Origin of the sequence: Clostridium paraputrificum (assembly GCF_900447045.1) — a bacterium.
Lineage (GTDB): Bacteria > Bacillota > Clostridia > Clostridiales > Clostridiaceae > Clostridium > Clostridium paraputrificum.
Genome location: NZ_UAWH01000005.1, coordinates 277,738 through 302,217 on the forward strand (window position 1 = coordinate 277,738; position 24,480 = coordinate 302,217).

22 protein-coding genes, 7 tRNA genes and 1 riboswitch are annotated in these 24,480 nt (G+C 31.0%); of the genes, 27 read left to right on the top strand and 2 right to left on the bottom strand.

The genetic code is table 11. The features are described from left to right. Positions 1 to 13 precede the first annotated feature (13 nt). The 8 genes from atpD to mreB all read left to right on the top strand — a co-directional run bounded on the left by atpD (position 14) and on the right by mreB (position 7,440). Positions 14 to 1,405 carry a F0F1 ATP synthase subunit beta gene (gene atpD / locus DR024_RS01380; RefSeq protein WP_027097059.1) on the top strand — a complete coding sequence of 464 codons (1,392 nt, stop codon included), beginning with the start codon at positions 14 to 16 and terminating at the stop codon, positions 1,403 to 1,405. 13 nt (positions 1,406 to 1,418) lie between these two features. After that, positions 1,419 to 1,826: an ATP synthase F1 subunit epsilon gene (atpC, locus tag DR024_RS01385; RefSeq protein ID WP_027097058.1), complete on the top strand. Its 408-nt coding sequence runs from the start codon at positions 1,419 to 1,421 to the stop codon at positions 1,824 to 1,826. A gap of 146 nt (positions 1,827 to 1,972) precedes the next feature. After that, on the top strand, positions 1,973 to 2,614 hold the full coding sequence (locus DR024_RS01390; RefSeq protein WP_027097057.1) for a hypothetical protein: 642 nt from the start codon (positions 1,973 to 1,975) through the stop codon (positions 2,612 to 2,614). A gap of 21 nt (positions 2,615 to 2,635) precedes the next feature. Further along, positions 2,636 to 3,889, top strand: coding sequence for a UDP-N-acetylglucosamine 1-carboxyvinyltransferase (gene murA, locus DR024_RS01395; protein WP_027097056.1), 1,254 nt, complete (start codon positions 2,636 to 2,638; stop codon positions 3,887 to 3,889). Between the two features lie 181 nt (positions 3,890 to 4,070). Next, positions 4,071 to 5,114: a stage II sporulation protein D gene (gene spoIID / locus DR024_RS01400; protein WP_027097055.1), complete on the top strand. Its 1,044-nt coding sequence runs from the start codon at positions 4,071 to 4,073 to the stop codon at positions 5,112 to 5,114. Positions 5,115 to 5,262: 148 nt separating this feature from the next. Next, positions 5,263 to 5,967, top strand: a complete 705-nt coding sequence (locus DR024_RS01405) for a M23 family metallopeptidase (RefSeq protein WP_027097054.1) — start codon at positions 5,263 to 5,265, stop codon at positions 5,965 to 5,967. A gap of 98 nt (positions 5,968 to 6,065) precedes the next feature. Beyond that, entirely contained in the window at positions 6,066 to 6,317 is a 252-nt protein-coding gene (gene spoIIID / locus DR024_RS01410) for a sporulation transcriptional regulator SpoIIID (protein ID WP_027097053.1), read from the top strand. An 88-nt stretch (positions 6,318 to 6,405) separates the two neighbouring features. Then, a complete protein-coding gene (gene mreB, locus DR024_RS01415) occupies positions 6,406 to 7,440 on the top strand; it encodes a rod shape-determining protein MreB (RefSeq protein WP_027097052.1) in 1,035 nt (344 codons plus the stop codon). A 55-nt stretch (positions 7,441 to 7,495) separates the two neighbouring features. On the opposite strand, the gene yyaC is transcribed toward mreB, so the two are convergent. After that, positions 7,496 to 8,035, bottom strand: coding sequence for a spore protease YyaC (gene yyaC, locus DR024_RS01420; RefSeq protein WP_027097051.1), 540 nt, complete (start codon positions 8,033 to 8,035; stop codon positions 7,496 to 7,498). 106 nt (positions 8,036 to 8,141) lie between these two features. Here yyaC and DR024_RS01425 point away from each other — a divergent pair, with 106 nt between their 5' ends. The 9 genes from DR024_RS01425 (at position 8,142) to metK (ending at position 11,051) form a co-directional block, all read left to right on the top strand. Continuing rightward, positions 8,142 to 8,606 carry a hypothetical protein gene (locus DR024_RS01425; protein WP_027097050.1) on the top strand — a complete coding sequence of 155 codons (465 nt, stop codon included), beginning with the start codon at positions 8,142 to 8,144 and terminating at the stop codon, positions 8,604 to 8,606. Positions 8,607 to 8,771: 165 nt separating this feature from the next. Further along, positions 8,772 to 8,856, top strand: a tRNA-Tyr gene (locus tag DR024_RS01430). 7 nt (positions 8,857 to 8,863) lie between these two features. Further along, positions 8,864 to 8,939: transfer RNA gene (locus tag DR024_RS01435), tRNA-Val, on the top strand. 28 nt (positions 8,940 to 8,967) lie between these two features. Next, positions 8,968 to 9,042: transfer RNA gene (locus tag DR024_RS01440), tRNA-Thr, on the top strand. A gap of 3 nt (positions 9,043 to 9,045) precedes the next feature. Further along, positions 9,046 to 9,130: transfer RNA gene (locus DR024_RS01445), tRNA-Tyr, on the top strand. Positions 9,131 to 9,137: 7 nt separating this feature from the next. Next, positions 9,138 to 9,213: transfer RNA gene (locus DR024_RS01450), tRNA-Val, on the top strand. 28 nt (positions 9,214 to 9,241) lie between these two features. Beyond that, positions 9,242 to 9,316 (top strand) — tRNA-Thr (locus DR024_RS01455). 3 nt (positions 9,317 to 9,319) lie between these two features. Beyond that, a tRNA-Tyr gene (locus DR024_RS01460) sits at positions 9,320 to 9,404 on the top strand. 293 nt (positions 9,405 to 9,697) lie between these two features. Next, positions 9,698 to 9,799: riboswitch (SAM riboswitch) on the top strand. Positions 9,800 to 9,875: 76 nt separating this feature from the next. Next, positions 9,876 to 11,051, top strand: a complete 1,176-nt coding sequence (gene metK / locus DR024_RS01465; protein ID WP_027097049.1) for a methionine adenosyltransferase — start codon at positions 9,876 to 9,878, stop codon at positions 11,049 to 11,051. A 40-nt stretch (positions 11,052 to 11,091) separates the two neighbouring features. Here the strand turns inward: metK and nagA are convergent, their stop codons facing one another. Continuing rightward, positions 11,092 to 12,228, bottom strand: a complete 1,137-nt coding sequence (nagA, locus tag DR024_RS01470) for an N-acetylglucosamine-6-phosphate deacetylase (RefSeq protein WP_027097048.1) — start codon at positions 12,226 to 12,228, stop codon at positions 11,092 to 11,094. Positions 12,229 to 12,331: 103 nt separating this feature from the next. Between nagA and recD2 the strand changes: the two genes are divergently transcribed. The 10 genes from recD2 to DR024_RS01520 all read left to right on the top strand — a co-directional run bounded on the left by recD2 (position 12,332) and on the right by DR024_RS01520 (position 24,321). After that, positions 12,332 to 14,554: an SF1B family DNA helicase RecD2 gene (gene recD2 / locus DR024_RS01475; RefSeq protein ID WP_027097047.1), complete on the top strand. Its 2,223-nt coding sequence runs from the start codon at positions 12,332 to 12,334 to the stop codon at positions 14,552 to 14,554. Between the two features lie 16 nt (positions 14,555 to 14,570). Beyond that, on the top strand, positions 14,571 to 15,572 hold the full coding sequence (locus DR024_RS01480) for a hypothetical protein (protein ID WP_034865804.1): 1,002 nt from the start codon (positions 14,571 to 14,573) through the stop codon (positions 15,570 to 15,572). Continuing rightward, positions 15,554 to 16,195, top strand: coding sequence for a ComF family protein (locus DR024_RS01485; protein WP_027097045.1), 642 nt, complete (start codon positions 15,554 to 15,556; stop codon positions 16,193 to 16,195). The genes DR024_RS01480 and DR024_RS01485 overlap by 19 nt, the downstream gene beginning before the upstream one ends. A gap of 685 nt (positions 16,196 to 16,880) precedes the next feature. Continuing rightward, the gene (gene hpf, locus DR024_RS01490) at positions 16,881 to 17,423 is read left to right on the top strand and encodes a ribosome hibernation-promoting factor, HPF/YfiA family (protein ID WP_027097044.1); all 543 of its coding nucleotides are present in this window, start codon (positions 16,881 to 16,883) and stop codon (positions 17,421 to 17,423) included. A 185-nt stretch (positions 17,424 to 17,608) separates the two neighbouring features. Then, the gene (gene secA / locus DR024_RS01495; protein WP_027097043.1) at positions 17,609 to 20,134 is read left to right on the top strand and encodes a preprotein translocase subunit SecA; all 2,526 of its coding nucleotides are present in this window, start codon (positions 17,609 to 17,611) and stop codon (positions 20,132 to 20,134) included. A 59-nt stretch (positions 20,135 to 20,193) separates the two neighbouring features. Continuing rightward, positions 20,194 to 21,295 (top strand): peptide chain release factor 2 gene (prfB, locus tag DR024_RS01500; protein ID WP_099313579.1). Its coding sequence is split into 2 segments (ribosomal slippage): positions 20,194 to 20,271 and positions 20,273 to 21,295, totalling 1,101 coding nucleotides; the frame shifts between segments, so codons are not numbered across the junction. A 26-nt stretch (positions 21,296 to 21,321) separates the two neighbouring features. Then, positions 21,322 to 21,978 carry an HAD family hydrolase gene (locus DR024_RS01505; RefSeq protein ID WP_027097041.1) on the top strand — a complete coding sequence of 219 codons (657 nt, stop codon included), beginning with the start codon at positions 21,322 to 21,324 and terminating at the stop codon, positions 21,976 to 21,978. Between the two features lie 58 nt (positions 21,979 to 22,036). Further along, positions 22,037 to 22,528 carry a TVP38/TMEM64 family protein gene (locus tag DR024_RS01510; protein ID WP_242829698.1) on the top strand — a complete coding sequence of 164 codons (492 nt, stop codon included), beginning with the start codon at positions 22,037 to 22,039 and terminating at the stop codon, positions 22,526 to 22,528. A 123-nt stretch (positions 22,529 to 22,651) separates the two neighbouring features. After that, positions 22,652 to 23,359, top strand: a complete 708-nt coding sequence (locus tag DR024_RS01515) for a GNAT family N-acetyltransferase (protein WP_027097039.1) — start codon at positions 22,652 to 22,654, stop codon at positions 23,357 to 23,359. Between the two features lie 17 nt (positions 23,360 to 23,376). Next, positions 23,377 to 24,321, top strand: coding sequence for a hypothetical protein (locus DR024_RS01520; protein ID WP_027097038.1), 945 nt, complete (start codon positions 23,377 to 23,379; stop codon positions 24,319 to 24,321). Positions 24,322 to 24,480 lie beyond the last annotated feature (159 nt).

A 24,480-nucleotide genomic window follows, 5' to 3' on the forward strand; every position in this document is an offset into this window, starting at 1 on the left:
GGAGGTATATTAGATGCCTGGCAAGATAGGAAAAGTGGTTCAAGTAATAGGACCAGTAGTTGATATAAAGTTTAATTCAGACTCTCTTCCTAATTTATATAATGCTATTCATATAAATATGGGAGAAGATGTATTAGTAGCTGAAGTTGAGCAACATATGGGAGATGATATAGTAAGAGCCATAGCAATGGAAGCTACTGAAGGACTAAGAAGAGGTATGGAAGCTGTAGATACTGGTAGACCAATAGCAGTTCCAGTTGGTGAAGAAGTACTAGGAAGACTATTTAATGTTTTAGGAAAAACTATGGATAATGCTGGAGATGTAAATGCAAAAGAAGAATATCCAATCCACAGACCAGCTCCTAGCTTCAAAGATCAATCAGTTGAACCAGAAATGTTTGAAACAGGAATAAAGGTTATTGACTTACTAGCTCCTTATCAAAAAGGTGGAAAAATAGGTCTTTTTGGTGGAGCAGGTGTAGGAAAAACTGTTCTTATTCAAGAGCTTATTAATAATATAGCTAAAGAACATGGTGGATTATCTGTATTCACAGGTGTTGGTGAAAGATCAAGAGAAGGTAATGATTTATACCATGAAATGAAGGATTCAGGGGTTATAGAAAAGACTGCATTAGTGTTTGGTCAAATGAATGAACCACCTGGAGCAAGAATGAGAGTAGCTTTAACAGGACTTACAATGGCTGAATATTTTAGAGATAAAGGCCAAGATGTACTGTTATTTATAGATAATATATTTAGATTTACACAAGCGGGTTCAGAAGTATCAGCTTTATTAGGAAGAATACCATCAGCTGTTGGATATCAACCAACTCTTGCAACTGAAATGGGTGCTCTTCAAGAAAGAATTACATCTACTACTAATGGGTCTATAACATCAGTTCAAGCAGTATATGTTCCAGCAGATGACCTTACTGACCCAGCACCAGCTACTACTTTTGCTCACTTAGATGCAACAACAGTTTTATCAAGAAGTATTTCAGAATTAGGTATTTACCCAGCTGTTGATCCATTAGAATCATCTTCAAGAATTCTAGATCCGAGAGTTGTTGGTAAAGAGCATTATGAAGTGGCAATGGATGTAAAGAATATACTTGAAAGATATAAGGAATTACAAGATATAATTGCTATTTTAGGTGTGGATGAATTATCAGATGAAGATAAAGCAGTAGTTTCAAGAGCAAGAAGAATTCAAAGATTCTTATCACAACCATTTACAGTAGCAGAACAATTTACGGGAATGACAGGTAAGTATGTTCCAATAAAAGAAACTGTAAGAGGGTTTAAGGAAATTTTAGATGGAAAATATGATGATATACCAGAATCAGCATTCTTATTTGTTGGTACTATAGAAGAAGCTCTTGAAAAAGCTAAAACATTAGGATAAGAGGTGGAGGAAAATGGCCAAAACCTTTATATTAAAAATTTTAACTCCTAGTAAGATGGTTGTAAACGAAGAGGTAGAAAAAGTATTTGTAAATACAATTAATGGTATGGTTGAGTTTCTACCTAATCATGCACCTATTATAATGAGTACAGTACCAAGTGTTACTGTGTTTTATGATAAAGTAGGAAATAAGAAAGAGCTATTTACATCTAGAGGAGTAATTAATTTAAGCAATAATGAAATAATGTTTTGTAGTGATGCAGCAGAATTAGTTGAAGATATTGATTTAGCTAGAGCAGAAGAAGCAAAAGGAAGAGCTGAAGAAAGATTAAAAGATTCATCTAAGTTTGATGTTGCAAGAGCACAGGCAGCATTAATTAGAGCAAATATAAGAATAGGTTTAAAAAAGCATTCAATTTAATGAATGCTTTTTTTTATGTAAAAAATTATATTTTTTTGACAATCTTTCACAAAAAAATACGACTTTTATATACTAATAGTAAATAAAGTAATTGTATAAAAAATGGAATAAATGACCATAATTATGAAGGAAAGGTGGGGGTATATGTGAAGGTTAGAGTATGCCTTGTATTAAGTTTCCTTTTTTCTGTTATTTTTATTAGTGCTTTTCCTATAGTTAGTTGGTCATGTAATGATTTTTATTCTATTGAAAAATTAATAAAAGAAGAAAGTACCTTTGTAGAAAGTGGCGTGAAGATAGAATATGAAAGCAATATTTCACTAGAAGATACTTTAAGTTTAATACAAAAGAAAATAAAAAAGCATTATAGTTCAAGTGTTTCTGAAATAACTAATGATGGTATTTCTATAAAGTGCAATAATATAGAAATAAATATTATTGTTTATGAAAATAAGGGAAAAACATTAGTAGATGCGGTAATAACTAATTTTAGTAAAGACAAAAAGTTATTAAATTTAATACAAGATTTATCACAATTACAAGTTAATACTTCAAGTAAACCTAGATATTTTAAATATATAAAGGGAAAAATAAATAATACAGAAGAAGGATTAGATATTATTAATAAAGTACAAAACATAAAAGACATAAATGCCCTAGATATCCATAATGGTTATGTTGGAACAGCTAAATTACAAGATGGAGAAAGGGTCAATTTTGCAGTAAGTAACTACGATAAAGGGACTTACTTAGTTATTGGTACACCAATAATTTTTTCAACATACTAATAAGTCATTATGGAGGAGAATATGGAAAAGATAGTAGTTAAAGGTGGAAAGAAACTAAGTGGTGAGGTAAACATAAGCGCAGCGAAGAATTCGGTTTTGCCTATAATTGCAGCAACAATTCTTTCAAAAGAGAATATTGAATTAGAAAATATACCTATGCTAGAAGACGTTTTGGTTATATGTAACCTACTTAGTGGTTTAAATTGCGATTTAGAAATAATGGATGAAAAGATAAAAATAAATACAAGTAAATTGATTCCTGTTGATGCTAATAGTGAATTAATAAGGAAAATGAGAGCTTCATTTCTAATAATGGGTCCTATGTTAGCAAGGTTTGGTTATTGCAAATTATCACTTCCAGGAGGATGCAATATAGGTAGTAGACCTATTGATCTTCATTTGAAAGGCTTTAAAGCCTTAGGAGCTGAAATAAATATTGGACATGGATATGTAGAAGCTAAGGTAGATAGATTAAAAGGAAATAGAATTTATTTAGATTTCCCTTCAGTTGGAGCAACTGAGAATATAATTATGGCTGCTGTATTAGCAGAAGGAACAACTATAATTGAAAATGCTGCAGAAGAACCTGAAATATGGGATTTAGCAGAATTTTTAAACTCAATGGGAGCTAATATAGTCGGTGCTGGTACAGGAAAGATTACAATAGAAGGTGTAGATCATTTAGGTGGCATTAAATATAAACCAATATATGATAGAATTGAAGCTGGCACATTTATGATAAGTGCTGCAATAACAAACAGTAGAATTAAAATTAATGGTATAAATGGAGAACATTTAAGACCATTAATAGAAAAGTTAAAAGAGTGTGGAATTAACTTTGAAGAATTAGGAGAATCTGTAATAGTTGATGGAACAGGTCCTAAGAAGCCTGTAGATATTAAAACTTTACCTTATCCAGGGTTCCCTACAGATATGCAACCTCAAATGATGAGCTTGCTATGCTTAATTGAGGGGTCTAGCATAGTAACAGAAACTATATTTGAGAATAGATTTATGCATGTAGCAGAGCTTACTAGAATGGGAGCTAAAATAAAAATAGATGGTAGAACAGCTTTTATTGAAGGTGTTAACAAACTAACTGGATGTGAGGTTAAAGCTACAGACTTAAGAGCAGGAGCTGCTATGATATTGGTTGGATTAGTAGCTGAAGGAACAACAGAAATAGGAGATATTTATCATATAGATAGAGGTTATCAAGATATTGAAAAGAAATTCAGAGGTCTTGGAGCTGATATTGAAAGAATTAAGTATTAAAAAGGAATTATAATTTTTTTATAAAGAAGCTATATCGTTAAGATGTAGCTTCTTTTATGCAAAAATATATAAATATATATTCTTATGTATATATTAGAAAATAATAAAGCTTATTGAGAGTAGTGATAAGTAAAATTATGTAAGCATATAATTAAAGGAAATTATTTTTTAGGAGGGAGAAATGAATTATAATGGTGCGAAAAATGAATTTAAAGTTATTTCTTATATAAGCATATTTATAATTTCCTTTACAATAATAATTTGTAGTATATTCATTGCATCTCCATTTAAACGTACAAGCTCTTTTGAACTTAGCGATGATACTATAAAGTATGTTAAAGATGAAGGGGTAATAGTTAAGGGCGATGATAAAGTAAAGGTATATAATACTATCACAGGAAAGGTAGAAGAAATAAGTTTAGAAGATTATATAGTTGGAGTAGTAGCTGCAGAAATGCCTGCAGAATTTAATGAAGAGGCAATAAAGGCTCAATCTATAGCAGCTAGAACTTTTTATTTTTCTAAGAGAATTTCTCCTTGTAAATCAGCTAAAGAGCATGGAGCAGAAATTTGTTCATCAACTCACTGTCAGGCATATATGAGTAAGGATGAAAGAATGCAGAAGTGGGAAAGTGCGAAAGCAGAAACTTATTGGGAGAAGATTGTTAGCTCTGTTAAAGCTACAGAGGGTGAGGTTATGATATATGGCGATGAGATAGTTAAGTATCCTCAATTCTTTGCTATAAGTGGAGGTAAGACAGAGGATTCCTTAGAAGTGTTCTCAGGAGATATTCCTTATTTAAAATCAGTAGATAGTTCTTGGGATGAAGATGCTACAAAATATAGTACAACAAAGGAAATTGGATTTGATGAATTTGTAAATACAATAAATAAAACATATAAGGATTCTGGAGTTACAAAAACAAATTTAAAAGATAAGGTAAAGATAGAGTCTAGAACTAATGCGGAGTATGTAAAAAGTATAGCATTAGGAGAAAAAACAATTTCGGGAATTGATTTTAGAAAATTATTTGATCTTAGGTCATCAAATTTTACAATAGAGTATGGTAATGATGTGGTTAAAATTAATTGTAAAGGCTATGGGCATGGAGTTGGAATGAGCCAATGGGGAGCAAACTTTATGGGCAAGGACGGAAAGAATTATAAAGATATATTAAAACATTATTATTCAGGAATAGAAATTGAAAAAATAGTATATAAATAGCGATTAAAAACTTTTAATAAGGTAAGGATATAAGATAAGTCAAAGGCTTATTTTATATCCTTATTTTTTTAAAATAAAAATAAATAAAATATGGATAATATGTATTATTTTATACAAAAAGGAAACAATAGAAAAAGGAGGTGTTTATATGGACAAAAATAATTTACAAAAGGTAAAAGATTTTTTTAGGAAGGAGGGTTTTTACGTAGTACTTTTCCTATGTTTGTGTATTATCACAACACTTGGAACTGTATATTTTAAGAAATCACGTAATTTACAAACAGATCCTAAAAAAGAAGAGAATAATAAAGAAATTTCGTTGAATGTTGATGATAAAGATGTAAGTAATAACATGCAAAATGCAGAAAGAGTGGAGAGTACAACTAATAAGAATACCGAAAAGACTACTGCTGTATCAAATACTACGGAAGTGAAATTTGTTAATCCAATCTCAGGAACTTTAATTAGAGAGTTTAAGACAACTCCTCAAATTATTGATGATGAAGGAAATCAACGTGTTTTATCTGGAGTAAATATTAAATCTAAGATAGGTTCGGAAGTAAAAGCAGCAGCAGAAGGTGTTGTAGAAACAGTAGGTGTTGGCGATGTTGAAGAAGGAACAAGAGTTGTTATCAAGCATGCTAATGGATTAAAGACTGTTTATGCTAATCTTGATCCTAAAGTTAATGTTAAGGCTGGAGATAAGGTAACATCAAGCACTGTTATCGGTAAAGTTGGAAATACTGTAAAGATATTTGGAGATAAGTTTGGTGAATTTTTAAATATACAAGTAATAAATTCACAAGGAAAACAAGTAGATCCATTAAAGTATTTTTCATATAAGCTAAAGTAATTTGTTAGAAATAATATTAATCAGTCATTCCTTGAAAAAGGAATGACTGGTCAATAATTAAAAAGAATAAAGAAATAAAAAATGAAGGAGGTAGCATTTTGAAAGACTATATTGAAGAAAGAGTTCTTGAGGTAGCACAATATATAATTGATTCAAAAGCTACTATTAGGAAAACTGCTAAAGTTTTTGGAGTAAGTAAAAGTACAATTCATAAAGATATGACAGAGAGATTACCAAAAATAAATCCAATTATTGCAGAAAAAACTCATAGTATTTTAGAACTTAATAAAGCAGAAAGACATATTAGAGGCGGAAAAGCCACTAAATTAAAGTATAAAGCTATTGAATGATAGGAATATTCCATATATAATAAAGAATAGGCAGAATTTTGAAGAAATTGTTATCTAAATGTAATTTTTATATATGGGAGTGAAAAAAATGTGGTTTTGGAGATCAGGGGTAGAGCTGGGAATAGACTTAGGTACAGCTACTGTGCTTGTTTATGAAAAAGGTAAAGGTATTATATTAAAAGAACCATCAGTTGTTGCTATAAACAAAATTAATAATAAGGTATTGGCTGTTGGGGAAGAAGCAAGAAAGATGATTGGAAGAACACCAGGAAATATAGTAGCAGTTCGTCCATTAAGAGACGGGGTTATTTCTGATTATGATGTAACTGAAAAAATGTTAAAGGCATTTATAGTTAAAGCTGTTGGTAAGAAAAATATGGTTGCTCCTAAGGTAATGGTTTGCATTCCTTCACAGGCTACAGAAGTAGAGAGAAGAGCCGTAATAGATGCAGCAAGAAATTCCGGAGCAAAGAGAGTTAATCTGATAGAAGAGCCTTTAGCAGCAGCAATTGGTGCAGGATTAGATATAACAAAGCCAAATGGATCAATGGTAGTTGATATTGGTGGGGGGACATGTGATATAGCTATAATTTCTCTTGGTGGTATCGTTGTTAAATCATCAATAAAGAGTGCTGGAGATAAATTTGATGAAGCTATCATAAAGTATGTAAGAAGTAAACATAAAATTATGATAGGAGAAAAGACTGCAGAAGAATTAAAGGTTACAATAGGTTCAGCCTTTAAAGGGGGCAGAAATTTAACTTCAAGTATGAAGGGTAGAAATTTAGTTACTGGTTTACCAGATGAGGTAGAAATAACAACTGAAGAAATTCGACAAGCATTACAAGAACCTGTTACTTTAATAGTAGAGGCTGTAAAAGCAGTGTTAGAAAAAACTCCTCCAGAATTAGCGGCAGATATTATAGAAAAGGGAATCCTTTTAACTGGTGGAGGTGCTTTATTAGACGGATTAGACAAGCTTATTGAATTTGAAACTGGAGTAAGTGCTATAGTTGCAGCTGACTCAGTTGAATGTGTTGCAGAAGGAACTGGAAAGGTTCTTGCTTATTTTGATAAGTTGGATAATAACTTGAATAATCAAGAAGTAATTTTAATAGAGTAACATAAAAAGTGAGAAGCTTTATAGAGTTTCTCACTTTTTATATATAAGAAAATTATTATGTTTTTAAATTTATTCCTTTGTTTAAATAATATGCATGTATAATTCCTCTTGAAATAACTTTGGCCATATCTAGAACTAGAGATAAGCGAATAGATCTAGAAGAAAAGAAGTCAGCATTATCACTTGAGTCTATTATACCTATTATAGAGGCCATACCTACATCAGGAAGTGTCTTTCCTACTCCTTTTCCAGGATGTATAGCATAGTCTCTAGTATGAATTTCACCTATTGATTTATTTTCACCTAAACAAGCATCAATACCGATTATGCAAGCATCAGGGTGTAATTTATTTATCTCTTCCAATCGTTTATCTATATTTAAAGCATGAATGGGATTTGATATAGTACCATAGATTGGTAAAGGAAAGAGATTCTCTTCTAATATAGTACCAACTAAAGGTCCTAAACAATCTCCAATACATTTATCAGTTCCTATACAAACTATAGCTGTATTATCCTTTATAAAATCTTTTATTCCTTCTGCAATTTCATAATAAGCAAGTGCAGATCTATAATGAACCTTCCTTTTATTCAAGCCATAACACCCCCTTCAATAATATATGAGTGGGAGTTAATAAATAGTATATAAGAATAAAAAAATGCTAAGTGGCAATAAATCAAATATGAAGGGAGTGAAAAAAATGAAAAAAGTTTTTGTTGGATTAGTAATTTTTTTGGCAAGTTTTATTACTATATATACTATTTTTATATGGGAACCAAAGTCAGTAGCAGATATTGTGAACTTAGGTGGAGTTACAAATGAAGATGTTAAAAGTGAAAATGATGAAAAAGAAGTGGAGAGCAAGAAAAAAGAGGAAAGTAAAGAAGTATCTGTTGATGTAAATCCTATATTAAAGGTAAGTGTAGAGGATATATATAATGAAATGCCTAGGAAAGATTATGAAGAACTAAAAAAGGTTATTACAACAATGTCAACAAGTGATATAGGTATGATAGAAGATGCTATAAATAGTGAAGATAAGGAAAGTGGAATTACAAATGCTATATCAGTTTTAAAGACTAGATTAAGTAGCGAGGATTATGAGAAAATAAAGAGTATATTATCTCCATATGTAAATTTTAATAATATCAAAGAAAATGTGTAGAAAAAACGGATGTAATATTAAATGAGAGTAAAACCGATAGATGTAGAGTAAATTAAGGATAATCTTGATATATGCATTCATTTGAGAGTTGAAATATAAGAGCATAGAATATATACTAACTATTGTTGATTCGGTGCTTACAGCATTTGAAGAAAACTAAAAATTGGAGGAGTTCCCGAGTGGCCAAAGGGGGCAGACTGTAAATCTGTTGCGATTCGCTTCGATGGTTCGAATCCGTCCTCCTCCACCATTTAAATGGGCGCATAGCTCAGCTGGGAGAGCACCTGCCTTACAAGCAGGGGGTCACAGGTTCGATCCCTGTTGTGCCCACCATTTAAAACTTAAAAAATAAATATAATATGCTGGCATGGCTCAACGGTAGAGCAGCTGACTTGTAATCAGCAGGTTGTAGGTTCGATTCCTATTGCCAGCTCCAAATGGAGGAGTTCCCGAGTGGCCAAAGGGGGCAGACTGTAAATCTGTTGCGATTCGCTTCGATGGTTCGAATCCGTCCTCCTCCACCATTTAAATGGGCGCATAGCTCAGCTGGGAGAGCACCTGCCTTACAAGCAGGGGGTCACAGGTTCGATCCCTGTTGTGCCCACCATTTAAAATTTAAAAAATAAATATAATATGCTGGCATGGCTCAACGGTAGAGCAGCTGACTTGTAATCAGCAGGTTGTAGGTTCGATTCCTATTGCCAGCTCCAAATGGAGGAGTTCCCGAGTGGCCAAAGGGGGCAGACTGTAAATCTGTTGCGATTCGCTTCGATGGTTCGAATCCGTCCTCCTCCACCATTTAAAAGCAAGTTTACTTGCTTTTTTTAATGTCTATAAAAGTATAAAATTCTAATAGTATGAGAGGGGTGGATATTTATTTCCGTGTGACTTGGAGTTTTGTGACGGAACAAGTAAAATAAATATCTACTCCACATTTTTTATTCCTTAAAAGTTGATAATGTGTATTAAGTTAATAAAATCTGTGGATAGAAAAAAAGCTTCTGTGGATAAAAGTTGAAATTATATAATAAATACTATTGAGTTTAAAAAAATAATATGTTACAATAAGTTTGCAAAAATTAAATAAAAAACTCTTATCAAGAGAGGTGGAGGGAAAGGGCCCGATGAAACCCGGCAACCTGTTATATTACAAGGTGCCAATTCCTGTAGATTTTTTATCTACGAGATGAGAGAGATTATATAGTAAAGTCTCTTCTTATCGAAGGGTTTTTTTATTGCCTAAAAACATTTGGAAGGAGAAGACAAATTATGAAAAGATTATTTACATCAGAGTCAGTAACAGAAGGACATCCAGATAAAATATGTGATCAAATATCTGATGCAGTGTTAGATGCGATTTTATCAAAGGATCCAAATGCAAGAGTAGCATGTGAAACATGTACAACAACAGGATTAGTAATGGTAATGGGGGAAATAACAACAAATTGTTATGTTGACATTCCTAAAGTTGTTAGAGAAACAATAAGAGAAATAGGTTATGATAGAGCTAAGTATGGATTTGACTGTGATACATGTGCAGTTATGACTACTATAGATGAACAATCAGCTGATATAGCAATGGGAGTAGATGAAGCTTTAGAATCTAAAAAGGGTGATAAGGATGATGTTGAAGCAGTAGGTGCTGGAGACCAAGGTATGATGTTTGGTTTTGCAACAAATGAAACTCCAGAATTTATGCCACTACCAATAGCTATGGCTCACAGACTTTCTAGAAGACTTACTGAAGTTAGAAAGAATGGAACACTAGATTATTTAAGACCAGATGGTAAAACACAAGTAACAGTTGAATATGAAAATAACACAGCTAAGAGAATAGATGCAATAGTTATTTCTACTCAACATGGTGAAGAAGTTACTTTAGAACAAATAGAAAAAGATTTAATGGAATACGTAATAAGAGAAGTGGTTCCAGCTGAATTATTAGATGAAAACACTAAATATTATATAAATCCTACTGGAAGATTCGTTGTAGGGGGGCCTCAAGGAGATTCGGGATTAACAGGAAGAAAGATAATAGTTGATACTTATGGAGGAATGGGAAGACACGGTGGTGGAGCATTCTCAGGAAAAGATCCAACAAAGGTTGATAGATCAGCAGCGTATGCAGCAAGATGGGTTGCTAAAAACTTAGTAGCCGCTGGCCTTGCAGATAAGCTTGAAATACAATTAGCTTATGCTATAGGTGTTGCAAAGCCAGTATCAATAGAAGTTGAGACATTTGGAACTGGAAAAGTTGATGAAGAAACTATAATTAATATAGTTGAAAAGGTATTTGACTTAAGACCAGGTGCAATAATTAAAGAGTTAGATTTAAGAAGACCAATCTATAAGCAAACTGCTGCTTATGGACATTTTGGAAGAACAGACTTAAATCTTCCATGGGAACAATTAAACAAGGTTGAAGAAATTAAAAAATTATTATAGAAAAAAGACTTATTGCAATAATTTGCAATAAGTCTTTTTATTATTTATTATAAACTTTTTTTCCCTTAACGAAAACTTTTTGAATTTCTATATCTTCATTAAATAATATAAGGTCAGCATCATAACCTTCTTTTATCAAACCTTTATGATCTTCAACATGACAGTGTTTTGCACCATTGTAAGTAGCCATTCTTACAACTTCATTTAAAGGATAATTTGAGTTGCTATATATATTCTTAACAGCTTTATCAAGAGTAAGAACAGAACCAGCTAAAGTTCCATCTAATAATCTTGCAGCACCATTTTTAACTATAACATCTTGACCACCTAAAGAATATTGGCCATCTGGCATACCACAAGCTTCCATAGCATCACTAACTAATAAAACTTTATCAGTTCCCTTTTGCTTATAGGCTGTTCTTAAAGCAGGGTAAGAAATATGGATACCATCAGAAATTGTTTCTGTAGTTATATCAGTATCGAATGTAGCACCTACAACACCTGGTTCTCTATGAGTAAAAGGAGTCATTGCGTTGTAAAGGTGAGTTGAGTGGCATGCACCACATTTTATTCCCTCTATAGCTTCATCATAAGTAGCTTTTGTGTGCCCCATAGATACTGTAACACCATTGTCAGAAAGATACTTTATTAATTCTTTTGCACCTTCAACTTCAGGAGCCATTGTGATAGATACAACAGCATCACCATAGTCACCAACTATTTTGTTATAGTTTTCTACTGATGGCGCAAGTAAGAAGTTTGGATTTTGAGCACCAATTGCTTTTGGGCTTATGAAAGGTCCTTCTAAGTGAGCTCCTAATACATTAGCACCTTCAGTTCCTTCTTCTTTAAGCTTTTTAATAACTTTCATAGATTTTCTGATATCTTCAGCAGCAACTGTCATTGTAGTTGGTGTAAAAGATGTTGTACCATGTTCAACTATTGTTTTTGCAATTGTATTTATAGATTCAACAGTACCATCCATGGTATCGCAACCACCAGCACCGTGAATATGAACATCAATAAATCCTGGTGAAAGGTATAAACCTTCAGCATCTATAACTTCTGTATCGTTAACGTTAGAAGGGTTAATTTCTTTAATCTTTCCGTTTTCAATTAGTACAGAACCTTTTTCAATTTTGTCTAAATAAATAATATTACAATTTTTTATTAGCATTAAAACACCTCCATCAATTTTTAGAAACTTTATAATCCTATGATATAATTATAATATATATAGTCAAGAATAAAAATAAGTTTATTGGATATGGAGAGATAATATGGAAGTCTTAGAAGGCTTTGTTGAAGTAATACTTTTTAAAAGTGGTGATACAGGATATGTAGTATCTAAAATTAATATAGAGAATAAGCCTATAACAGCTGTAGGAACAATTCCTTACTTAAGAGAAGGTCAACATGTAAAGTTAACTGGTACTTGGATAATGCATAAACAATTTGGTAAACAGTTTAGTATTAGTAAATGTGAAGAGATTATGCCAACTACAATAGATGGTTTAGAGAAGTATTTATCATCTGGAATAATTAGAGGAATTGGTCCTGTTACAGCAAAAAAAATCATTGACCATTTTGGTGAAGAGGCCATGGATATATTAGATAATAATATTGAAAGAATAAAAGAGATTGATGGTATTGGAGAAAAGAAATTTAGCATTATCTATGAATCATATTTAGAACAACATGATTTAAAAGATATAATGATATATTTTCAAGGCTTTGGCATAACTCATGGGCAGTGTTTAAAAATATATAAAAGATTTGGACCTAATGCTAAAGAAATTGTTCAGAAGGACCCCTATATTCTTTGTAGAGAAATAAAAGGAATAGGTTTTGCTACAGCAGATAGAATTGGGTCAATGATAGGAATAAATAGAGAGTCTGATTCTAGAATAAAGAGTGGAATAGACTTCGTAATAAATAGATTCTGTGCTGCTGGAAATACATATATGCCTAAGAATAAGGTTATAGAAGAAACTAAAGAACTTTTATTGGTTAAGGAAGAACTAATAGAAGGAAATATATATAATGCATTTTTAGAGAAAAAGCTAATAGTACAAAAAATAAATGATATAGAATGTGTATTTATACCTATATTTTATTATAGTGAATTAGGTATAACAGAAAGAATAGCAAGGTTATCAATTCAAAACTATCAAACTATAAATACAGATATAGAATTTGAAATTTCTTTGTTTGAAAAGAAAAGTGGTATTAACTTTGCAGACTCTCAGAAGGAAGCTATTATTGGAGCTTTTACTGATGGAATAGAAATAATAACTGGAGGTCCAGGAACAGGTAAAACAACAATTATAAAAAGCATAATTGAAATTTATGAAAATGAGGGAATGAAAGTACTTTTAGCAGCCCCAACAGGAAGAGCGGCTAAGAGAATGACTGAATCAACTGGAAGAGAAGCAAAAACCATACATAGATTATTAGATATAGGGGCTGGGGATGAGGATACACCTTTAGATGATGAATCAGATGAACCCTTAGATGGAGATGTAGTAATAATAGATGAAGCTTCTATGATAGATATATTTTTAATGCACAGCTTATTAAAATCCATAAGAGTTGGAACAAGGCTTATTATAGTGGGAGACGTTGATCAATTACCATCAGTAGGGCCTGGAAATGTATTAAAGGATTTAATAAATAGTGGTTTAATCAAGGTTGTTAGATTAAAAGAAATATTTAGACAGGGAGCCGAGAGTTTAATTATCACTAATGCACATAGAATAAATAATGGAGAGATGCCATATTTGAATCAAAAGAATAAAGATTTTTATTTTTTAAAGGAAGAGAATATAGATAATATACTTTCTGTTACTTTAGACTTAGTTAATAGGAGATTGCCAAACTTCAATAAGTCATGGGATAGAAGAAGAGATATTCAAGTTTTAAGTCCTATGAAAAAAGGAGTTTTAGGAATAATAAATTTGAATGAAAAAATACAAGAAATATTAAATCCACCCTCAAAGGATAAAAAAGAGAAAAAGATAAAGAATCTTGTTCTTAGAGAAGGGGATAAGGTTATGCAAACTAAGAATAATTACTTAATAAAGTGGACTTCTATAAGTGACAAGGGAGATCTTGATGGTGAAGGTGTATTTAATGGAGATATGGGATTTATTCAAAGTATTGATAACGAAAGAGGAAGTATTACAGTAATATTTGATGACGAAAAAAAGGTAATATACGATGCTGAAAATATTGATGAATTAGAATTGGCTTATGCAATTACAATACATAAAAGTCAAGGAAGTGAATTTAAGGTTGTAATTATTCCATCATTTATGGGATCACCTTTCTTGATGAATAGAAATTTAATATATACTGGAATAACCAGAGCAAAGGATCTAGTAACAGTGGTTGGATATCCAAGGGCACTTCAATACATGGTTACAAACACTAATAGTACTGAGAGATATTCATCACTAGAGAACAGAATAAAAGATTTACTTAATAGTGATGTAATAGAATAAAAAAAGAGAGGGTAATATGGTTATATTTAATAAAAATATATCAGAAGAGATAGTAGATATTTCTAGAAGAATATATAGTTGGTATAAAAGTGGTATAAAAACTTTATCTATAAGTACATGTCCTTTTAATACAAATACAATTTTTGTAGATATAGTAAGCTATTTTATTTCCATGAGAAAGAAAGTTTTATATATATCAGATGAAGGGTATCAAGAAAAGAAACTATTAGATGGATTAAGTAATAAGTATAAACATATGACTTATTGTAAATTAGAAAGTGGTCTTGGAGAATGCGATATTAACTTTGTAAAGTATAAACATATAAAGGATATAGAAGGAAAATACGATTTAGTTATTTTAGATGATATATCAAATTTTTCTACTATAGATAATAGAAAGTTAAGAGATATTTATAACTTTATAATTAGCAAGTCAGAAAGAATAATAGTATATTCCTTAGAAGAGGTAACTATGTTAGGAGATAAAATAGAATGTACTCCTATAGTTACTAAAAAGCCATTTATAGAGCCTAGAGTTATAAATACTAGAATTGATTTAAATAAGGATATTCCATATATTTTATATGATTATATAAAATGGTTTAAGGATAATAAAAGAAATTTAGTCATATATGTTCCTAATAGTGAAGCTTTAGAAAATGTATATGAATATTATTTAAATAAGCTTAAATTAAATAAGGTTCAAATAAAAAAAGTATACAAAGATAAAAGTAATAAGATAAATGTTTTAAAAGTAAAAGATAAGGCAACATTTATAATAACAGATTTTAAGGAGATATCTTTAGAGGGGACTAACATTGGAGATGCTATAGTACTATTTGCAGATAGTAATGAGTATAGCTATAAACAACTTATGTATATATGTGGTCAAATATCAAAAACATTAAGTAAAACTTCAGAGATATTATTTATAGCAAATGAAGTAAATAATACTATAGATAGGGTTAGGGATGTATCTAGAGATTTTAATAAGATGTTATGGGAAAAAGGATTATAAAGGTTTTATCAATAATAAAAAGAAGTTTATTGGAAATAATTTATCCAAGGGATAGTAAGTGTATAGTATGTGGTGAAGAAAATACCTATGGTTTATGTCATAAATGTAAATTTTCAATTACATATTGTGATAATGGGGAGCTTTGTCTTGGATATTATAAAGGTGTATTAAAGGAATTAATATTAAAGTTTAAATTTAAGGGAAGATTTGATGCAGGAGAAGAACTAATTAAGCTAGTTGAGGAAAGACTGGTTAATTTTATAGAAAAGGATTATATAATAACATATATTCCTATAGGAAAAGAAAGTCTTAAGATAAGAGGTTTTAACCAATGTGAGTATTTAGCTAAGGAATTAGGATTAAGAAATAATTTTACCATATTAAATACTTTAAAAAGGGTGAAAGATAACAAGATACAGAAGACTTTAAAAAGAGAAGAGCGATTAAAAAATATTAAAGGTGTATTTGAAGTTATTAATAGAGAAGAAGTAAAAGGAAAGAAATTTATAATATTGGATGATGTAATTACAACAGGTGCAACTCTTCATGAAGCAGAGCGAGTATTAAAAGAAGCAGGGGTTGTTCAAATAAAATTGTTGACTATGGCAAAATCGTATGTATAATATTAATGTAAGCTAGGTCTGTGGTTGAAAGTCGAGGCTAGTCGCAGGCAAAACGATCCACGTAACTCAAACAAAGTTTTGATGAGCATGGTGCGGTATAGAAGTAAGTCCTACCAATTTTAATTGAGAGGGTTAGTAGTGAGAGGGTAATTCTGGGTAGCGAAATCTCCAGTAGGCGAGTGTGGGGGCAAAGACCAGGTCAGCTAGCTTAACAAGAGTAGTAGTGATGCTGCTCTTTTTTTATTGCCTGAAAAAGTTAAGAATGTAAGAGAGAATAAAGATAAAATAGATAAGATAGATAATAAGGATAAGGTGGAAATTTTGATATAGTAAAGTTTGTGAAAAATGGGCAAGCTGATTGCAGTGGTTTCTTAGCTAAACCTATTGAAATAATTAGTTAATTGTCCAATATGAACTTTTGTATCTTCAATAAAAATGCTGTTAGCAGAGTTTTGAGTATAATTATTTATTAGATAATTAGTGCATTATGTCAAATGATAAAATGTATACATATTTTGCAAAAAAAAGAGGAATATTAAGATAGTTGAAGTAGTATGATTGAAGTAAGAGAATATTCTGAAAATTTAAAGTTGCTATATTTTCAGATGTTATGTAAAATTAAAATATAAAAAACAACTTAATAAAGGTCTAAAGAATCATAATAATTATGAGAGGGGCTGGGCTTATGAAAGTGACAGTAATAGCAAAAAATATTGAATTAACACCTGCGTTAAAGGAAATGGTAGAAAAAAAGATTTCTAAGCTAGAAAAGTATTTTGGACCTAATGTAGAAGCAAGAGCTACATTAAGTGTACAAAAGAATAGACAAAGAGTAGAAGTGACAATTCCATTTAACGGGGTTATTCTAAGAGGAGAAGAAGTCACAGACGACATGTATAAGTCAATTGACCTTGTAGAAGAGAAGCTTGTAAGACAAATAAGAAAACAAAGAACCAAGCTTTCTAGAAAGAATAATTCAGGGTCATTAAGGTATCCAGAATTTAATTCGCTAGAATTTAAGAATGAAGATACTGATGAAGATACCTCAAGAATTGTAAAGACTAAGTCTTTCAATGTAAAACCAATGTCTGCGGATGAAGCTGTACTACAAATGGAATTATTAGGACATAGCTTCTTTGTATATCAAGATGCTGATACAAACAACGTAAGTGTTGTTTATAAAAGAAAAGATGGAAATTATGGTTTAATAGAACCAGAATATAAATAAAGCGTGTATACTCCATAGGGTTAAGGAGAAATCCAAAGGCTCTATGGAGTTTTTGCATTTATGTTAATAAATAGTTATAATTGTTGTATATATATAAGTTACAATGGTATAATTTATAAATATAGAAATTAGAATATGAAATTATATAGTAACGTTATTAATAATATAGTTGAAAGGATGAAATTATGGGACTTTTTGGAGGATTGTTCAAGTCATACAGTGAAAGAGAAGTTAATAGAATAAAACCTATTGTTGATAAGATTGAAGCTTTAGATGGGTCAATGTCTAAGTTAACAGATGAAGAATTAAAGAATAAAACTGTTGAGTTTAAAGAGAGATTAGCAAATGGAGAAACTCTTGATGATATACTAGTAGAAGCTTTTGCAACTGTTAGAGAGGCATCTTGGAGAGTTCTTCAAATGAAACATTATAGAGAGCAACTTATTGGGGGAATTGTACTTCACCAAGGAAGAATTGCGGAAATGAAAACTGGTGAAGGTAAAACCTTAGTTGCTACATTACCTGCGTATTTAAATGCCTTATCTGGAAATGGAGTTCACATAATAACAGTTAATGATTATCTTGCAAAAAGAGATATGGAGTGGATGGGACAAATCTACAACTTTTTAGGTTTAACTACAGGTGTTATTGTTCATGAACTTACAAATGACCAAAGAAGAGAGGCATATGGTTCTGATATTACTTACGGAACAAATAATGAATTTGGTTTTGACTACTTAAGAGATAACATGGTTATTTACAAAGAGGAAAGAGTACAAAGACAACTTAACTTCTGTATAGTGGATGAGGTTGACTCTATTCTTATCGATGAAGCTAGAACACCACTTATAATTTCAGGAGCAGGTGAAAAATCAACTGAATTCTATAAAGTAGCAGATTACTTTGTAAAGACTTTAAGAGAAGAAGAAGATTATACAATAGATGAAGAAGCTAATGCAGTTATGTTAACTGATGCAGGTGTAGAAAAAGCAGAAAGAGCATTTAAGCTAGATAACTATGCAGATGCTGACAATATGGCTCTTCAACACTATGTAACTCAAGCCTTAAAAGCTAACTACTCTATGAGAAGAGATAAGGATTACATGGTTAAGGATGGAGAAGTTATCATAGTTGATGAATTTACAGGAAGACTTATGGAAGGTAGAAGATATTCAGATGGTCTTCATCAAGCTATTGAAGCTAAAGAAGGAGTTAAGATTGCAAGAGAATCTAAGACTTTAGCTACAATTACATTCCAAAATTACTTTAGAATGTATAATAAATTATCAGGTATGACAGGTACAGCGTTAACAGAAGAAAATGAATTTAGAGAAATTTATGGACTAGATGTTATAGTTGTTCCAACACATAGACCAGTACAAAGAGTAGATAATGCAGACCTTGTATTTAAAAATGAAAAAGGTAAGTTTAATGCAATAGTTGAGGATATAATAGAAACTCATAAGACAGGTCAACCAATTCTTGTTGGTACTGTAAGTATTGAAAAGTCAGAAGAATTATCAAAAATACTTAAAAAGAGAGGAATTCCTCACCAAGTATTAAATGCTAAGTATCATGAACAAGAAGCAGAAATCATATCCCATGCAGGTGAGTTAGGGATGGTAACTATAGCTACTAACATGGCTGGTAGAGGTACTGATATTAAGCTTGGAGAAGGTGTAGTTGAAGTTGGTGGTCTTAAGATCATTGGTACTGCAAGACATGAGTCTAGAAGAATTGATAACCAATTAAGAGGGCGTTCAGGAAGACAAGGAGATCCAGGTTCTTCTACATTCTATATATCATTAGATGATGACTTAATGAGAATCTTTGGTTCTGATAAGATTCAAGCAGTTGTTGATAAGATAGGATTAGAAGAAGATGATGCTATAGAAAATAAGATAATTACTAAGCAAATAGAAAATGCTCAAAAGAAGGTTGAAGGTAATAACTTTAACATAAGAAAAACATTATTAGGATATGATGATGTTATGAATATGCAAAGAGAAGTTATCTACAAGCAAAGAGCACAAGTTTTAGAAGGCGAAGACTTAAAGGATCAAATTCTAAATATGACTTCAGATGTCATCTCAAATGCCGTATTAAGCCACTTAAATGGTGTTGAGGGTGACGATGTTGAAGTTGAAATGAAGAAGCTTATAGCATATTTAGATGATATATGTGTTCCAGATAACAGAGTAACTGTTGAAGAATTAATGAAGATTACTAATGATGAAATCATTGAAAAGTATAAGAATATAGCAACTGAAATTTACAATGGAAAAGAAGAAGAATTTGGTTCTGAAAAGATGAGAGAAATTGAAAGAGTAATTCTTCTTAGAACAGTTGATTCAAAGTGGATGAATCATATTGATAACATGGACCACTTAAAGCAAGGTATGGGATTAAGAGCATTTAAGCAACAAGATCCTGTTCAAGCTTATCAAATGGAAGGTAGTCAAATGTTTGATGAAATGATTCAAGGAATCAAAACTGATACAGTTAAATATATCTTCCATGTTCAAATGGAAAAGGCTCCAGAAAGAGAAAGAGTAGCTAAGGAAACTTCAGCTGTTCATGCAGGAGCTGATGGGGATTCAAAGTCAACAAAGAGAGAGCCTGTAAGAAAGAAAATAGAAATTGGTAGAAATGAACCATGTCCATGTGGTAGTGGTAAAAAGTATAAGAACTGCTGTGGAAGAGAAGCATAGAATATGTATAGGCTAACCATTTGATGGTTAGCCTTTTTAATAGTGAAGGAGATGATTATATGATAATTGAGCTAGAAAAGGAAATGAGTAAGGTTCCTAGCTTAAAAGAGACTATAGAGGAAATGGGGGCTTCACTTTGACAAGGAAGCTTTAGAAAAACAATTAAAAGAATTAGAACTTCAAATGCAGGAAAATGGATTTTGGGATGATATAAAAAGGGCAGAAGAAGTTACAAAAGAAAGTAAAAGAATTAAAGATAAAGTTTCTAGACATGATGATTTTGTAAGAAGAGTTGAGGATATAGATGTTCTTTATGAGCTTATGGAAGAGGATGATGAAGAGTCAGCACAAGAAATAATCTCTGAAGTAAGGGAATTGGAAAAGGAACTTTATCAATATAAAATAGAGATATTATTATCAGGAGAATATGACGGTAATGATGCCATCTTAACTTTGCATGCAGGAGTAGGAGGTTCAGATGCTAATGATTGGACTGAAATGCTTCTTAGAATGTATATAAGATGGTGTGAAAAGAAAGGGTATAAGGTTGAAACTTTAGACTTATTAGAAGGTGATGAAGCTGGTATAAAGAGCGTTACCCTAAGAGTTAAAGGTGAGAATGCCTATGGATATTTAAAAGCTGAAAAAGGCGTTCATAGACTTGTAAGAATATCTCCTTTTAATGCTAATGGTAAGAGACAAACATCCTTTGCTTCACTTGAAGTATTACCAGAGCTTACAAAAGAACAAGATATTGATATAAAGTCGGATGACTTAAAGATAGATACTTATAGATCAGGTGGAGCTGGTGGTCAACACGTTAATAAAACAGAATCAGCAGTAAGAATAACTCATATTCCAACTGGAATAGTTGTACAATGCCAAAATGAAAGAAGTCAATTTGCTAATAGAGATACTGCTATGGCTATGTTAAAGGCAAAGTTAATAGAGTTAAAAGAAAGAGCACATAAAGAAAAAATAGAAGACTTAACTGGAGATTTAAAGGATATGGGATGGGGAAGTCAAATAAGATCTTATGTATTCCATCCTTATAGCATGGTTAAGGATCATAGAACTAATGTGGAAACATCAAATGTTAATGGAGTTATGGATGGAGATATTGATTTGTTTATAAATTCATATCTTTCAAGTAGTAAATAAACTCAGATAAACTAAGGAGGCTATATATGAGAAGGGTGAATGGCGTAATATTTGATATGGATGGTCTTATTTTTGATACAGAAAGACTATCATTTAATGCATGGAGAGATATTTGTGCAGAAATAGGATATGAGATGGATAGAGCTTTCTACTGTACTTTAATTGGAAGAAATCTTAAGGGATTTGGAAAGCTTATGATAGAAAAATTCGGTGAAGATTTTCCGCTAGAAAGCTTATATGAGAAAAAGATAAAGCATCAAATGAAGGCTATTGAAAAAGATGGTATACCACTAAAAAGAGGAATTCATGAACTTTTAAATTACCTTAAGGAGAATGGGTATAAGGTTGCTGTTGCTACTTCTACTTCAAGAGATAGAGCAGAGTATTTACTTAAATTAGGCGGTGTATTAGAAAAAGCAGATTATGTTATCTGTGGGGATGAAGTTGTAAATTCTAAGCCAGACCCAGAGATATTCTTAAAAGCTGCAGAAAAGCTAGGAGTAGAACCAAAAGAGTGTATGGTTCTAGAGGATTCGGGTGCTGGAATAGAGGCAGCTTATAGTGCAGGAATGTTAGGAGTAAATATTCCAGATATGAAGGAGCCAGATGAAAATATGAAATCTAAATCATATAGAATATGCGAAAGTTTATTAGATGTAATTGATATATTAGAAAATGTTTAGTATTGATAGTGTATTAGAGATTTTAGGACAATATAGAGAATTTGCAATTTTTATATCAATAATAATTAGTATTATAATTGCTTTACTAGGAGTAGTTCCATCCATATTTGTAACTGGAGCTAATATTATATTTTTTGGACCAATTTGGGGATTTATAATATCCTTACTTGGTGAAAGTATAGGGGGATATATAAGCTTTAAAGTTTATAGGTTAGGTTTAAAAAAAAGTATTACCTCTATATTAGGAAAGTATAGGTTAGTTGATAATTTAGTAAAGAGTAAAGGGTGGAAAGCTGGTGTTCTTATTTTTGAAGGAAGATTAATACCATTTATTCCTTCAGGATTTATAACTTTAGGAGCAGCATTAAGCAGTGTAAATTCATTTATATTTGTTGTAACAACTTTTTTAGGAAAGATACCTTCAATAGCCTTAGAGGCTTTGGTAAGTTATGAATTCATAAATACAAATGAAGGTAGTATTAAACTTATAATTACTATAATTGCTTTAATTCTATTATGGTTAACTATTAAAAAAGGAAATAACAGTTAAAGGGAAGTTATCAAGAGATGACTTCTTTTTTATTTAACAAATTTGCATAGTATTTACCTATATTAAAAGTTTATAAAAGATATTAATATTTTGTGGTAAAATATGTTTATAGGAGAGGGTGTTATGAGAAAAGCAGTAGAATTATTAATGAAGAATTTTATGTTGACAGTAGATATGCTAGAACCTATTAGAAGAGGGAGTGCAAAGATTCTTTATTTATCTTCGAAAGGAATATTGATATATGAAAAGGTCTCTAAAGCTTATATGATGTATGCATCAGATGAAAAGATAACTAAAAATATAGTTAATATAATTCCTAAAGACGCTGAATTGATAGTTGGTCATAAGGAGTTAGATTTTAGGTTGTTAGAAGATAGATTTAAGTTTGATGAAAAGATGGTGTGTTTTAATGTAGTATATAAGAAGGAAGAACCAATTGATATTGGAAATTCAGAAGTGACAGTAAAGCTATTATCAAAAGATTATGCTTATAAAGTTAGTGAAGTATATTCTAAATCTACAACTGTATTAGATGGATATATAGAAGATAGAATAAGAAATGAGGCAGTATATGGAGCTTTTATTGATGGAGATTTATGTGGTTTTATTGGTTATCATAAAGAAGGCTCAATAGGTATGCTTGAGGTGTTACCTGAATATAGGGGAAGGGGTATAGCATTAAGACTTCAGGCTGTAGCTACAAACAAAAGAATAAAGTCTGGAGCTTATGCTTATGGACAAGTTATAGAAGATAACATTAAGTCTTTAAATTTACAGAAGAAATTAGGCTATGACATATCAGATGATAAAGTATACTGGTTGATTAAATAGTTATAGGGGGGATATAAGTGTTTGAAGATATTAATAGAGAACTAAGAGAATGTAAGGATAATATTTTATTAAAGGAAACTTTAGAAGAAAAATTAGTTACTTTAGAAGATACCTACTATAGAAAGAATAAGGTATTAGAGGGGTTAGAAGAAAAGCTGAATAAAGAGTTTAAGGATGTAGAGAAATTCAATAAAATATCAGTGGCTAATATAATAAGTACTATATTTAATTATAGGGAAGAAAAGTTATACAAGGAAGAGCAAGAATATTTAGAGGCAAAGTTAAGATACGAAGAATATAGAGTTACTGTTGAAGAGTTAAAGAATGATTTAGAAACTACAAAAAGTAGAATAAAATCTATTAGTAATTATGAGGAAAGATATGAAGAGCTTATTCAAGAAAAGTCAGAGCTATTAAAGGGAATAGACTTAAATAAGAGGTTAGAGATTGAAGAAATAGAAGCTTCAATAAACAGATATGTAAAAGAAGGTATAGAGATAAAAGAAGCAATAGATGAAGCTATTAATTGTGATTTTACAGTTAATTCTGCATTAAAATATCTTAATGATGCATCAGGGTTGGCAACTTGGGATGTATTAGGTGGAGGAGCTATTACATCTATTATGAAACATGATGCTGTTAACTCAGCTAAAAAAGAAATAGAGAGATTAGGTTATGCTATAACAAAGCTAGAAAAAGAGCTAAGTGATATTAATATGATAAGTATATCAGGAAATTTTAATAATATAGAATCAAGTTATTTGGTAGATGTATTCTTTGATAATATATTTACAGATATAAGTGTAAGTAACAAAATAGATTCATCTTTAGGTAGCGTGAGAAATGTAAAAAATAAATTAGATAGATGTAAAGAAGAATTATATGAAAAAGAGAAAAATAATAACAAAGAAGTTATTAAGCTTAGAGAAAAGTATAAAGAATTAGTAGAAAGTTATATATAAGTTTGAATATCAGAAAGAGAGAAGTTTTTAAATTTCTCTTTTTTTGCTGTATAGGAAAAATAAAATAAATATCAACCCAACCTTTGTGTGTGGTAACAGATTGGTAAATATCTTATATAAAAATAATCTTAAATTATTGATAGATTTAGAATACATATA